Annotated in this window: 9 protein-coding genes; 4 read left to right on the top strand and 5 right to left on the bottom strand. The window is 66.9% G+C overall.

Annotated features, from left to right (window positions below):
* Positions 1–655 precede the first annotated feature (655 nt).
* Positions 656–3124 (bottom strand): serine hydrolase, encoded by a 2469-nt coding sequence (locus tag ENSA7_RS29475; protein WP_181234239.1) that lies wholly within the window; start codon positions 3122–3124, stop codon positions 656–658.
* A 1113-nt stretch (positions 3125–4237) separates the two neighbouring features.
* On the opposite strand from ENSA7_RS29475, the gene ENSA7_RS29470 reads away from it, so the two are divergent.
* Entirely contained in the window at positions 4238–5917 is a 1680-nt protein-coding gene (locus ENSA7_RS29470) for an FG-GAP repeat domain-containing protein (RefSeq protein ID WP_106092703.1), read from the top strand.
* Between the two features lie 9 nt (positions 5918–5926).
* Here ENSA7_RS29470 and ENSA7_RS44340 read toward each other — a convergent pair whose 3' ends face one another.
* Complete coding sequence (locus tag ENSA7_RS44340) at positions 5927–6256, bottom strand: hypothetical protein (RefSeq protein WP_181234238.1); 330 nt, start codon at positions 6254–6256, stop codon at positions 5927–5929.
* Positions 6238–6762 (bottom strand): tetratricopeptide repeat protein, encoded by a 525-nt coding sequence (locus ENSA7_RS29455; RefSeq protein ID WP_106092701.1) that lies wholly within the window; start codon positions 6760–6762, stop codon positions 6238–6240. The genes ENSA7_RS44340 and ENSA7_RS29455 overlap by 19 nt, the downstream gene beginning before the upstream one ends.
* Positions 6763–6866: 104 nt before the next feature.
* Between ENSA7_RS29455 and ENSA7_RS29450 the strand changes: the two genes are divergently transcribed.
* A complete protein-coding gene (locus ENSA7_RS29450) occupies positions 6867–7592 on the top strand; it encodes a YebC/PmpR family DNA-binding transcriptional regulator (RefSeq protein ID WP_106092700.1) in 726 nt (241 codons plus the stop codon).
* Between the two features lie 9 nt (positions 7593–7601).
* On the opposite strand, the gene ENSA7_RS29445 is transcribed toward ENSA7_RS29450, so the two are convergent.
* Positions 7602–8810 carry a hypothetical protein gene (locus tag ENSA7_RS29445; RefSeq protein WP_106092699.1) on the bottom strand — a complete coding sequence of 403 codons (1209 nt, stop codon included), beginning with the start codon at positions 8808–8810 and terminating at the stop codon, positions 7602–7604.
* Between the two features lie 245 nt (positions 8811–9055).
* Here ENSA7_RS29445 and ENSA7_RS29440 point away from each other — a divergent pair, with 245 nt between their 5' ends.
* Together ENSA7_RS29440 and ENSA7_RS29435 are read left to right on the top strand one after the other, a co-directional pair.
* On the top strand, positions 9056–10543 hold the full coding sequence (locus ENSA7_RS29440; RefSeq protein WP_106092698.1) for a serine/threonine-protein kinase: 1488 nt from the start codon (positions 9056–9058) through the stop codon (positions 10541–10543).
* Positions 10540–11817 (top strand): PEGA domain-containing protein, encoded by a 1278-nt coding sequence (locus tag ENSA7_RS29435; protein ID WP_106092697.1) that lies wholly within the window; start codon positions 10540–10542, stop codon positions 11815–11817. Before ENSA7_RS29440 ends, ENSA7_RS29435 begins: the two co-directional genes overlap by 4 nt.
* On the opposite strand, the gene ENSA7_RS29430 is transcribed toward ENSA7_RS29435, so the two are convergent.
* A complete protein-coding gene (locus tag ENSA7_RS29430) occupies positions 11814–13253 on the bottom strand; it encodes a high affinity choline transporter 1 (protein ID WP_181234237.1) in 1440 nt (479 codons plus the stop codon). The two genes, ENSA7_RS29435 and ENSA7_RS29430, sit on opposite strands and share 4 nt — an antisense overlap.
* Positions 13254–13474: the final 221 nt, after the last annotated feature.

The raw sequence follows: 13474 nt of genomic DNA, 5'->3' as shown, positions 1-13474 counted from the left end.
GGGAGAACCATTGGGACAGACATGGGGCGCGAGACCACGATGCATCCGTTGCCCCAGATCGCGCACTCATTTGCCGGAGATCGCAGGCACCTAAGGGGCGCAGCAGCACTGGACGTTGATCGGGCTGAATTCGTCGTTCTCCCACGGGATCTGTTCGTCACACGAACCCGTCATCACCCCCACGGGATCAAAAAGGGGCGGGTGGTGGCAAGGATCGAAGGCGGGCGTGTAGAGCAAGAGCGCGGTGAAGCCTGAGCAACCATTGGCAACGCAGGTTCGGCCGCCGCCTGCACAGAGTTCTCCACAGGTGTTTCCCCCCCAACCGCTGTTGCCGGCGCACTGCGACCACACTGGCCCGCACACCCCCGCGACGCAGGTGCCTGCCTCCCACTCAGTTCCCTCGTACCACAGCGGGCACTCGTGGCCACAACTGCCGCAGTTGTAGCTGTCGCTCATGAAGTCGGCGCCACCACAGGGCAAGTCCGGCAAAGGGTCGGGAGTTGGAAGGTCTGGGGGAGAGTCGTCGTCGTCGGCTTGCTCGTCGCAGTCGGGGCACGGCATCGGACCGCGGCACGCTGAGGCGGCTAGTGTCAGGACGCCGACCGCCAAGAACGTCAGAGTTTTGCTGAGTATGCTGCGCATGGAAATGTCTCCCTCAGTAGATGTATCCGTTGCCCCAGATCGCGCACTCGTTGCCGGAGGTCGTAGCGAGGTCATCGCCACACGGAAACTGCTTGCCGAGGGTGCTGGTCCCCCACACTCCCCCGGGGGCGTTGAGGAGTGGGTTGACATACTCATCCATACCGTTGCCAAGCACGTTGGTGAGAATGACAACCGTGAAGTCCCACCGGCGATTGTGCAACACCGTGGCCATTGCGCCGTCGCTGCCTCCCGCCATGGCGATCCAGTTGCCGCGTACGTACCACCCGAGTCCATAGGCCCATCCCGGAGCCCTGTTCTGGGTCATGTTCCACCACTGAGGATCCCACAGTTGCCTCGCGGTGGTTTGTGGCATCAGGTACCCAAATTGGGCGAGGCTGCGGATGAAAACACCCAGCGACTCGCCATCCGCGTGCCATCCGCCTGCGGCGAGCGGGGCGCCGCCCATGTAGACGCGACCTGCGTAGCGGGTAAGAGCCGAGTGCGCGGGGGCCGACGAATCAATCGGACCCGCATTCTCGCCCCATCGCGGCGAGAGATCGCCAGCGCTGGGCACGGGAACAGGCTCTGACGCCGAGCGCGGAGTGGCCGGCGTGCACGTTTGAGGGTCGCAAGTGTACGGGTGCGCCGAATTGATGAGGTAGCTACGGAGACCGGCCTGGGTGGGCTCGCTGACCGCGTTGCGGTGGCCTGGGTCCGGGTAGATCTCTTGGTGGAGGTTCAGCGGAGCGAGCAAATTGTCTCGAACATAGTTGGCGTAGGGCACACCTGACTGGATCCGAACTAGTTCACCCAGCATTGAGAACCCGGGGTTGGAGTAGTAGAATTTACCCAGATTCAGGCTTTCCTGGTACGTCATCAAATCCCAGTAGCTATCCGTGCCGCCGACGCCGAGGTGACCAGTTGTAGGATGTGTAACATAGTCGTACATCTTCTGCCCGTCGATCGGATAGTCCATGCCCATCAACGAATGATCGTTGTACGAGGCCACCTGCTCATTGAAGCCCCCAAGGTTCCGCAGCACATCCACGACGGTCGGCACCATCACCATCTTTGGCACTCCGGTGATCCCCGCCGTCCCGGCAAAGGGCGCCGTCAGCGGAACGCCCCTGAGGTTCAGCTCACGCACGACCGCCGCCGCCGTAATCGACTTGCTCACGCTCGCCAGCGCCATCGGTGCGTTCAGCTCCGTGTCGGGGTAGTTCGCCGGCGCGTACGTGTACGCGCGGTTGAGCACAAGTTCGTCGCCTTCAAACACGTGCAGGGTCCCCGATGGTCGGAAAAAGTTACCCTCTTTGGCGCTACCAGCCAAGGTCATCACCTGGATGATCTGATCCTCCAGGGGCGCATAACGTGCGGCGAAGGTCGGGCTATTTTCGTCCAGCGTGTCACCGACTGTCATCCGCAGATAGGGTTCACTTCGCGTCCACAGCCCCGTGTAGCGCTCGACTCCGGCGTCTTGGTACGCGCACGCGTTCTCGAGGTGGTAGCCCTGCTGACGCCACCCAGTGTCTTGCTCGTTGAACAGCGCCTCATCCAGATTCTGGCGAATCTCGAGCTTCAGCTCTGGGGTGCGCTTGGTCCACAGAATGTTGAACACGGGCTCCTGGGCGCCACTCTCAGACGTCAGGCGAAATGGATAGTACCCGTTGCCCCACTGCGTCGTGATGGTGTCCGCGAGCGTCGCCTCAGTCTGCCCGAGCGAGACCGTCCAGTCCGAAGCGGAGACGTCGTCCTGCACGAAGATCGCCGAGTACCGGCTGACGCCGCCGCGGCTGCGGCTGGCGATCGAGATCGGGCGAAACCCGGCGTCTTCGAGCGCGTTGCGCGTCGCGTTGAAGGTGGTCGCGACCTGGCCCACGATGAGCCGCCACGGCGTGGAGCTGTTGTCGTACGTCCAGACGATCGTGTCACCGAACCTCCCGTCGGGAAGGCTGAATGTGTCGATCGAGGTGGGTCGAGGTTCGCCGTGCGATGATGGGCCACTCCGCGACAAGTTCATTTCCTTGGAGACACTCACGAACACGTACGTCTTTGTCTCCGTTCGAAAGTTCGCGTCGTCGTCTGACATGTAGACGGAGCGGTCAATGATGACAAGTTCACCGTTGTCGGTGAGCGAGACGTGCGCGTCCACGGATGTGGGCCGAAATCCGTTCTGGAGTTTTTGCCTGTGGCTGCCGACAAAGCTCCAATCAACCCCGGCCGCGAGTTCCAGTGTGTTCACCTTTCTCGAGTATTCGCCGGCCCGCAGATCATACCGAGAATCATGCACCATACCGTTGCCGAGCGTTGTCGGTGCATTCCACGTCGAGCTTGCGTCGGGTTTTTCCGGAGGATTGCTGCCCTCACCATCCAATGGGTCAACCGGGTCGGGCTCACCCGGTCCCGTGGTGCCAGCGGTTTCGCCCCCGCCGGTCGCCCCGACATCGTCTTCAGGGCACGCGGTGAGGAGCAGCGCTATCACCGACAAACACGCGTATAGGAGACGCAGATCTGCGCACAACATGACTCAATCTCTAGGCCGTCGATTTCAGGTCGTCAAGCGCAAAACCAAACGTTCGTAAGTCACCACATTATGGCACCGGGTCAATATTGATCCCATAGCCCACTATGTTTTGCGAATGCACGGGTGCGTGCCGGCCGCTTGGCCGATCCAACCTGCGGTGTCCGCCGCGCAGAGAGGGTTGGGCGGAGACACTCTCTGTCTTGCCAACTGCGCCACAGTTTTCACCCGCAAGCCCAATGCGGCGGGGGCAGCTGCATTCATGTCACAGCCCGCCAGCAAACATGGCGGCCGGACGTCGGTCGCGGCGTCTACTCAATGTAGGCGAAGAACGTCGGGTTCGGGTGTGGAGCTGCCTAGGCCACACCCGACCTGGGTCTGGTCAGCGTAGACGGCGAGCACGGGATCGATGTCACCTTTACCCTCGACTGTGGCAACGAGATCCCCGAGGTCGAGTTGAGGCTGGCGAAGTGTGAGCCATGTGGCAGGGTGGATACGCTGCCGGGTGAATTCATTGGGCCCCAGCAGTTGCCCGCGGGTCGATACTCGTCCGGTATGGTGAGAGGGACCCTCTCGAGTTGCTGATGAAGCGAGAGGGCCTGTCCAAGGTGGAGGCCGTTGCGCGTCTGCGCCGCGAGATGGGCTCGATCAGCGACTCGACCGAGAGGAGAAGCCCCGCGGGGAGGAAGATCCGCAGCACGGGGCCTGCTCGGCGCTCTAGCGTTGGCCATTCGCCTGCTCCACGTTTGCCGCATCACGTCGCGGAGCCGTCACGGAAATTCGCAAATACCGCGGTCAAAACGGCGTTGACGCGCACTTGGGTCGGGATAAAATTTCTGTATCGTGGCTGACGATGGAGCTATGCACAGCCCGCGAGGCGCTGCCCAGGACGCCCGTACGTCCCGTTGTTCGGGGTTTGCGGTGAGCCAGGAACGTCCTGGCGCGGTCTTTGACCAGCACCTCGTCGGCTGCTCCATGGACCCCGCCCGGGCCCGCTCGAATCCTCGGGATTCGTCCGCGGGTCCGGGCGGTTGGCGGGCGATCTGGTCCCTCGCCTGTTAGAATCCCGCGGCGATGCGACGACCCGACGCGACCACGCTGATCACCTGGGCGCTGGCCTCGTGTGTCAGCGTGGGTGGCTGCAACGGTGGGTCGGGCGAGGTGTTTGCGACCTCGGTCGCCGTCGCGACGGAGGGCGAGACCGGCGACAGCGAGGGCTCGACGAGCGACGCGGAGGGCTCGAGCAGCTCGACGGATGCGGGCGACGGCGACGGCGACGGCGACGGCGACGGGACCAAGTTCGACATGGCCCAGGTCTCCGACTTCAACGACCCAATACCTCCCGAGCTGTGCATGGTCGTCGACGACATGAACGCGGTCGGCGACTGTGACGAGTCCGCGCCGCCCGACGCGTTCGAGCCCGACGTGCAGTGGAGCTGGTGGGGCCCCGACGGCGAGACCGAGTCGTTCGTGCCGGCCCTTGTCGCGAATCTGACCGACGACAACGACGACGGCGTGATCGATCTGTGCGACACCCCGGACGTGGTCGTGGTCGCGGCCACGTTTGGCGGGGAGTCGCACATCTACGTACTCGACGGCGCGACCGGGCAGCTGCACTTCAAGATCGCGCCGTTTGTCGCGTTCACGATCACCCCCGCGATCGGTGATATCGACAATGACGGGTTTCCGGAGATCATCGCGGGCAACGGCGCTGGATTTCAAGGACCGGCGCGGTTCATGGCCTTCGAGCACGACGGCACCCACAAGTGGACCAGCGCGCACAGTCATGATCACCCGCAGGGGGGATCGATCGCGCTGGCTGATCTCGACAATGACGGGGACGTCGAGATCATGTTTGACACGGTGGTGCTCGACCACAACGGGGACGTGGTGTTCGAGGCGCCCGCGCAGCTCGGGCTGCAGCCGCTGAGTACGGCCGTGACCGCGGCCGACCTCGACGGCGACGGTGATCTCGAGGTCGTGCTCGGCCAGAGCGCCTATCACCACGACGGTAGCCAGTTCTACTTCGAGATCATGGTCACGCCCGGATTCCCGCAGATCGCCAATTTCGACGAAGACCCCGAGCCCGAGATCCTCGTCACCAACAACCGCGGCGTCACGCTGCTCGAGCACGACGGCACGATCGTCTACCTCAACGTCAAGCCGGAGGGGATCTGGACGGGGCTGCGACCGGCGGCCGTGCACGACTTCGATGGCGACGGCCTGGCCGAGTTTGCGGTCAGCTCGGCCAGCGTCTACTCGGTGTTCGAGCCGGCGCCCTCGCTGGTGTGGAGCGCGATCATCGACGACGCGAGCGGCTCCTCGGGCGGGACCGCGTTCGACTTTGACGGCGACGGCCGGGCCGAGGCCATGTACGCCGACGAGGCCCAGCTGTTCATCTTTGACGACCAGGGGGCGCCGCTGCTGACCGTGCCCCGCAGCGCGCGGACGTTGACCGAGTACCCGACCGTCGCCGACGTCGACAATGATGGCTCCGCGGAGATCATCGTGGTCTCGGACGCCGGGTTCGAGATGATGCAGACCGCGCCGACCGTGCAGGTGATTCGTGATGTGCAAGATCGCTGGATCCAGGCCCGGCGGATCTGGAATCAGCACAGCTATCACGTGACCAACGTGCGCGAGGACGGGACCATCCCGCAGTGGGAGCCGCCGAGCTGGGCGACGCTCAACACGTTTCGGACCAACGCGCAGATCGAGGCCGGCGAGGTCTGCAAGCCCGAGCCGCAGGGGTGAGCGAGAGCGCTAGCGACTCGCCGCCGCCTGCTCGGCGCCCGACTTGTCGCCCACCAGCAACATCGCCCGGCACTGCGCCTTCATGGTCGGTGGCACCTTGTTCATGATCTTCTCGACGCAGGCCGCGACCTGCTCCGAGGGGTCGTCGACGTCGAGCACGGTCGTCTTGCTGCCCTCGAAGTCCCAGCGCACGATCGGTGCCGCTCCCTTGGGCGCGCACTTGTCGAACGCCTTCTTCTTGTCGGCCAAGGTCGCGACCAGAGCCATCGAGCCAAACAGCCCGCCGCCGCCCGACAGCCGACACTGGAGATCCATGATCGTCATGCCATTGACGTCCATCGAGCCAGCGCGCAGGCCTGGCGCTCGTCTTGTTCGCAGGCCTGGGTGAGCAGCTCGGTGGCCTTGTTCACGTCCTTGTCGACGGCCTCGCCCTCGTAGTAGTCGGCGCCCAGCAGGGTGCAGCTGTGGGGCGACCCGGCCGCGCAGCCACGCAGGTTGAGGGCATGAACCTCGCTCGCGCCGGGCGAGGGGAGGTGGCCGGCCCGGTAGCTGCTCGCCAGGGTGGCGCAGGCGTCGGCGTGGTCGTTGCCGCAGGCCCAGGTGAGCAGCGGGACCGCCCGCTCGGGCGTGTCGCTGACCAGCAGCGCCGCGCCTTGCTCGGCGCACGCCTCGAGCTCGAGCGTGGCGCACTCGCTGGGCGGTGGATCGGACGCGGTGGGGTCGGGGGCCGGGGCGTCGGCGGTCGGTGCCTCGTCCGGCGGCGGTGGCGGTGGCGTGTCGGCACGCTTGCACGAGCCGGCGAGCAACAACGCCACAGCCGAGAGCGGAACCGCGAGCCGACGCATCCCGTGATGGTACCCCGAGCGATTTGGCAACGGCCCCGCGCGGTGCCCTAGCCGGGAATGAGGCGCTGGTGTAGAAGGCCGCCAGGAGCCAGCAGGACAGCGATATGGGCCGCACCTTCGAGAACCGGAAGTTAGCAATGTTGAAGCGCGGGGACCGCGACGCGAAGGCGTTCACCCGCGCGGGTCGGCAGATCAGCATGGCCGTCAAGGCCGGGGGCCCCGACGCCGACAACAACCCCGGGCTGCGCCGCGCGATCCAAAACGCGCGCGCCGTCAACATGCCGAAGGACAGGATCCAGGGCGCGATCGAGAAGGCCGCCGGGCTCGGCGACGTCGACGAGTACAAGACCGTGTTCTACGAGGGCTACGGCCCGCACGGGATCGCGCTGATCGTCGAGGCCGCGACCGACAACCCGACCCGGACCGTCGCCAACGTACGGTTCGCGTTCAAGAAGGAAGACGGCAACCTCGGCAGCACGGGCAGCGTCGCGTTCATGTTCGACCAGTTCGGCGTGTTCCGGCTCGACCCCGAGGGGCTCGACCGCGACGAGCTCGAGCTCACCTTGATCGACCACGGGCTCGACCAGCTCGACGACGGCATCAACGACGACGGCGACCCGGTGTTGGTGCTGCGCTGCGCTCGTGAAGACTTCGGGAACTTGCAGGCGGGCCTCGACGCCAACAAGATCGCGGTCGCGTCGTCGGGCTTCGAGTGGGTGCCCAAGACCACCACGGAGCTGTCGGACGAACAGACCGACGCGGTGCTCAAGCTGATCGATCGGCTCGAGCAGGACGACGACGTCCAGGTCGTGTTTCACAACCTCGGGTAGTCCGCGCGGCTACGTGGGCGGGCTGGCCGAGGTCGCAAACACCACGCCCTTGCCCTTGACGGTGGCCGCGACCCACAGCTCGGTGCGGTCGGGCAGCATCGCCGCGCTGATCGAGCTCGCGCCCTCGGGCGCCGCGACGGTGTGCCACACGCCCTGGCTGTCGCGGTGCATCAGCTTGCCGTTGCCCAGCACCCACAGCCCGCCGTCGTCGGCCGGCCACAGGCCCGTCGGGGGATGCAGCAGCGACTCGAGCTTCCAGTTGCCGCGCTCGTAGTGCAGCAGGTGGTGGCCGACCGCGCCCTCACGGTCGACCGTCGCGACCACCGACACGCCGGTGGTCTGGCGCAGGACCTGGGTCGAGAAGCTCCACAGGCTGCCGTGGGGCAGCTTCTTGGCGTTGTCGTCGACGCAGTCGCGGTCGCTGCAATTGATCTGGACGTAGATGCCGTTGGGCCGCTCGCTGATGTTGTAGAGGCTGCCCGCGCGGGTCTCGATCACGTCGACGATCAGCTTGCCCATGCGCGGGCCGGTCTTGGGGTTGTCCTTGCCGCCGACGCGCGTGAGCTTCGAGCCCTCGCGGACCAGCACGGTCCCGAACGCTCCCTTGCGGACCACGTGGGCCCCCGCGATCCAGCGCGCCTGATTGCGAAGCTCACGGGTGACCCACCTGCGATCCGCGTCGAGCTGCATCACCTCGTGCTCGAAGCTCAGCGGTTGACCGGGCGCGATCGGCTGCTGGGTGCTCGTCACCAGCCAGGCGTCGGTGGGCCAGTCGCCGAGCAGCTCGCCGCTGGGGAGCTCGAGCCCGGCCCGCGGCGCGAGCTGGCCCGCGTCGTCGAGGTCGTAGTAGCCGGCGGCTCCGCGGGCGAGCACGCCGGTCTGAATGTAGACGAACGCGAGCGGGGCCGGGAACGTGGCGACCTCGCGCCAGCTCAGCGTGATCGGGGTCGGAGACGCCGGAGACGTCGGGACGGTGTTGGGCGCGGTCGTGGGCGCGTCGATCTCGATCACGGCTTCGATCGCGAGCTCGTCCGTGTCGGACCCGTTGCTCGTGTCGTCGGACTCGCTGGCCGAGGCGGGCTCGGGCTCGACCGCCGAGTTGTTTGGCACTAGCGGCTTGGCCTGATCGACCGCGGCCTGTCCGTCCGAGCTCGGTGAGCAGCCGAGCGAGATCGAGGCCAGCACGACGGCCAGCAGTGGTGAGCAAGGCTTCCACATCGCGTCGCGTAGCTTATCAAGGTCTGTCCGCCAGCCGGCCCAAACGTGGTCCTGCGCGGCGGTTTAGTTGTGGGTGGTGGGCTACCAACTCGACCGCCAGTCGTGCATCGCGCGATGTCGCCGCCGCGCGTGGTGGGTTATGCTCAGCGACCAGTCTCGTCGACGAAAGCGATGAACCAAAGCTGCACCGCCGAGGGCTCCGCTCGCCCGCTCGCCTGGCTGGGACTGACCCCAATCGGAAGGCCGTGGCATTGACTGCCGATATCTCCGATGCCCCGACCGAAGCCGCGGTCGACAGCGCCGAGCTGGCGGGGATGGTCGAGACCAACCCCGAGCTCGAGCGCATGGCCGAGCGGCTCGAGGAAGGTCGCGAGATCGCGAGTCGCTATCGGATCATCCGTCACCTCGGCTCGGGTGGCATGGGCAACGTGTACCTGGCCGAGCAAACCGCGATCGGCAAGCTGGTCGCGGTCAAGACCCTGAGCGTCGAGCTCAGCCGGCGCAAGGTCCTGCGCGAGCGGTTCTTGCGGGAGGCCCGGTCGGCGTCGCAGATCAGGCACGTCAACGTCGTCGACATCACGGACTACGGGAGCACCGAAGAGGGCGCGCCCTTCATCGCGATGGAGTACCTCGAGGGCGAGGATCTCAAGCAGATCCTGCACCGCGAGGGCCGGCTCAGCTTCGAGCGAGCGCGCCGCTTCATCGTGCAGATCTGCAACGCGCTGCAGGCCGCCCATGACCAGGGCATCGTGCACCGCGACGTCAAGCCTGCGAATTGCTTCTGCGTCGATCAGAGCGGGACCAGCGATCTGATCAAGGTCGTCGACTTTGGCATCGCCAAGACCACCGCCGAGGGCGACAGCTCGGAGCTGACCAAGACCGGCGTGATCGTGGGGACCGCGGCCTACATGGCCCCGGAGCAGGCGCGGGGCGACGCCGACGTCGACTCGCGGGCCGACGTCTACGCCGTGGGCGTGATGCTGTTTCGCATGCTCACGGGCAAGCTGCCGTACTCGTCCAACCATCCGCTCGGGATGATCACCAAGCACCTGACCGAGCCGGTGCCCTCGCTGCGGGCGTTCGCGCCGGAGGCCAAGCTCTCACCTGCGGTCGAGCGGATCGTGCACAAGGCGTTGGCCAAAGATCGCGAGCAGCGCTGGCAGAGCGCAGGTGAGCTCGCGCGGGCGCTCGAGCAGATCGAGGAAGCGACGGCGGCCGGGGCCCGAAGTCGGGTGTGGATCGGCGCCGCGGTGGTCGGGGCGCTCATCGTCGGCGGCCTGGCGTTCGCGTTCTCGCAGGGGCACCTGACGGCGAGCGCGAGCGTGATCGAAGTCGAGCCGCCCGCAGCGACCCCGGAGCCCGAACCCGCGGAGCCGCCTGAGCCCCCGATCCCCACCGACGTGGCGGTCGACCCGGTCCCCGAGCCACCCAGCACCACCGTGGTCGTCACGCTCGAGGGGGCGCCCGCGGGCGCGCAGGTGTTCATTGGTGATCGTGAAGTTGGCTCCGCGGATCAGCCCTTCACCCTCGACAAGAGCGACGCGACCGTCAGCCTCGAGATCGTCGCCGAGGGCTACGAGCGCGCGGCCGTCGTCGTGGTGCCGGTCGCGGATCTGACGGTGCCGGTCGCCCTCGAGGCCCAGCCCGACAAGCCGGCGAAGAAGGTCAAGAAGACCAAGAAAACGCAGCAGGGGCAGGACTCCGGCAACGTCGACAAGGAGCTGGGCTATTGATCTGCGCGTGGCTGCTGGCGTGTCTGACATTTGCTCCGCCCAGTGAGCCAGCTGAGAATCTGGCTGATGATTCGGCCAGTGATCTCACCCCGCTCGATCCCCCGGAGGACAGCGCCAGGGTCAAGCGATCGGGGCCCGCGTACGTCGACGTGCTCGAGCCCTTGCCCGAGGAGCTGCGCAGCGAGGACGACGCGCGCGTGCTCAAGGACTCGGCCAAGGCCGCGTTTCGCGACGAGCGCTTCGAAGACGCGATCGAGTTCCTCGCCGAGGCCTACCGAACGTACCCCTACGTGACGCTGCTGTACTCGCTGGGCTCGGCCCACCGCCGCGCCTACGAGCGTGACGGCGACGCCGAGCATCGCCGCCTGGCGATCCGTCGCTACCAGCAGTACCTGTCCGCGGCCCCGGACGCCGAGAGCGCCGACCTCGCGCAGAACTACCTGACCTCGCTGCTGGCCGACCGCGATCTCGGCGACATCGAGCTCGAGGCCGTGACGCGGATCCTGGTCTCGACCACCGTCGAGGACGCGACCATGCGGATCGACGGCGGCGCGCCGCTGCCGGCTCCGGGCGTGATCAGCATCGAGCCTGGGCCTCACGAGATCGTCGTGCGGGCCGACGGCTACCACGACTTCGTGCGCAGCTTCGACGTGCCCGAGGGGACCACGTTTCAGGTCCAGGCCGAGCTCGAGGACATGCCCGGGGCGGTCGGCGTCGTCGGCCCCAAGGGCGCGGTCGTGCTGCTCGACGGCCGGGTCGTGGGCGAGCTGCCGCTCGCTCACCCGGTCGAGGCCGAGTCGGGGCCACACGTGGTCAGCGTGACCAAGAACGGGTATCGGCCATTCAGCAAGGACATCGTGCTGGTGCGAAACGGCCAGAGCTCGGTCCGGGCCGCCCTCGATGTCTCGAACCAGCGCTTCACGTCGTTCTTCTTTCTGGGCCTCGGAGCGGTGGGAGTGATCAGCAGCGCGGTGCTGATCGGGCTCAGCGTCGAGCGTCAAAATCGGGCGCTCGTGTTCGACAGGCAGCGCAAGAACGCGCAGCTGACGACCAACGAGTACAACAGCTACTTGGAGCTGGTCGACTCGCGCAACGCACTGCGAACCGGGGCGGTGTTCTCCGGGTTGGGCGGCGCCGTGCTGTTTGTGACCGGGGTGGCGCTGTACGTGTTCGATGATCCGCGGCTGCGGCCGGGCGGGGCGCTGGCGCGGCTCAGCGGTGGGCCAGTGTTCGGCGGCGGGACGACCGGGGTCGCGGCGTCGCTGCGGTTTTAGCCGAGCTCGAGTTGCGCCGTGATCACGTAGCCGGCTCCAGCCAGGCCCGCGCAGCACAGCCCGACCGGCAGCGGCACCCATCCGGCTGGCCACCAGCTGCCCATGAACGACTCGGCGCCGCTGACCAGGTGCAGCACCCAGCTCCCGGTGCCGACCACCATCGCGACCAACGCCGCGCGCTCACGCCCGCGCTCGCTGTGAAGCCCGACCAGCAGCGGCACCAACAGCGAGACCAGGCCCAGGGCGTAGGCCTCTTCGAGCAGCGAGTAGGCGTCTTCACCGACAAACGCGGTGACCAGCGCCCCCAGCCCGATCACGACCACGCACAGCCGGTTCATGCGCAGCGGCGTCCACCCGCGTGGTTCCAGCTCGGCCCCCAACAGCGGCCAGGCCAGGTTCTGCGCGAGCACGCTGGACGGCGACAAGATCGCAGAGTCGATCGTCGACAGCACCGCCGACATCAGCACCAGGGTGAACACCACCGCCATACCCGGCGACAAGAACAGCTGCGCGAGGGTGGTCAGCGTCGAGCGCTCGGGCGCGCCGGGAACCAGCAGATCAGCCGCGAGCCCGACGATCAACGGCAGCATGCCGATGCTCAGGTACCCCAGCCCCGACAGGTGACAGGCCCAGACGGCGGTGCGCTCGTCGCGAGCGGCGAACATCCGCTGGGCGAGCTCCTGGCCCGGCAGGTTGCCCAGCGAACCGACCGCCAGCACCCCCAGCCAGCCGAGCAGCTCGCCCGCCTGCGCGTGGGGAATGACCACGCGCTTGTCGGCCGGCATCGCCGTCCAGATCCGCTCGAGCCCGATCAGCGGCCCGCCGAGCTCGCGCAGCACGACCCACGCGAGCGCGAGCAGACCCAGGATCACCAGCGCGATCTGGATCGCGTCGGTCGCTGTCACCGACCACATGCCGCCGAGCAGCGTGTAGGCGATCCCGATCGCGGCGACGAGCACCAGCCCGAGCGTGAGCGGCAGGCCGAAGCTGATCTCGAGCATGTGGGCCAGCGCGACGTACTGCGCGGCGATCCACCCGAAGTAGCTGGGGACCATCAGCGCGGCCGACAGCCGCTCGGCTCGCACGCCAAACCGATTGCGGTAGAAGTCGCCGAGCGTGAGCAGCTTCATGCGCCACAGCTTGGGCGCGAGCAGCAGGCCCGCGAGGATCAGGCACAGCCCGGCGCCGATCGGCTCGAGCGCGGCCATGCGCAGGCCACCCGCGCGGACCTCGTCGGTGGCCGTGAGCAGCGTGCCTGCGCCGAACCAGGTTGCGAGCAAGGTCGGCGTGGCCAACGACAGCGGCAGCTTGCGGCCCGCGACCAGGAAGTCCTCGGTCGACTCGACCCGGCCCCGCGCCCACCAGCCGATCCCGAGCATGAGCGCCGCGTAGGCGATCACCGTGATCGCGAGGATCGTCGACAGCTGCGCGCTCACGACAGGGCCTGCGGCGAGTTGAAGACCATGCCTGTGCGACGAGTACCGCGCAGCGCTCGGCTGGAGCAACAAAAACCGGCGAGCAGGAGCCCGCACCGTGGTCGAGGAGCCGTGGGCGAGCCGGTAAACTATGCGAACGTCGATGTCGGTATTGCCCGCGGTCGCGCTCACGCGAATATTAACATTCTGTCGGTTCCGCCATGTTCGAACGTTCCACTGCA

Source organism: Enhygromyxa salina (assembly GCF_002994635.1).
Lineage (GTDB): Bacteria > Myxococcota_A > Polyangia > Nannocystales > Nannocystaceae > Plesiocystis > Plesiocystis salina_B.
Note: the sequence above shows the minus strand (reverse complement) of the source record. Positions and strands in the feature narration are given on the sequence as shown.

Coding starts and splice junctions, on each gene's coding strand:
- ENSA7_RS29470 (WP_106092703.1), top strand. CDS start 4,238: ATGCGACGACCCGACGCGACCACGCTGATCACCTGGGCGCTGGCCTCG.
- ENSA7_RS29450 (WP_106092700.1), top strand. CDS start 6,867: ATGGGCCGCACCTTCGAGAACCGGAAGTTAGCAATGTTGAAGCGCGGG.
- ENSA7_RS29445 (WP_106092699.1), bottom strand. CDS start 8,810: ATGTGGAAGCCTTGCTCACCACTGCTGGCCGTCGTGCTGGCCTCGATC.
- ENSA7_RS44340 (WP_181234238.1), bottom strand. CDS start 6,256: ATGGACGTCAATGGCATGACGATCATGGATCTCCAGTGTCGGCTGTCG.
- ENSA7_RS29455 (WP_106092701.1), bottom strand. CDS start 6,762: ATGCGTCGGCTCGCGGTTCCGCTCTCGGCTGTGGCGTTGTTGCTCGCC.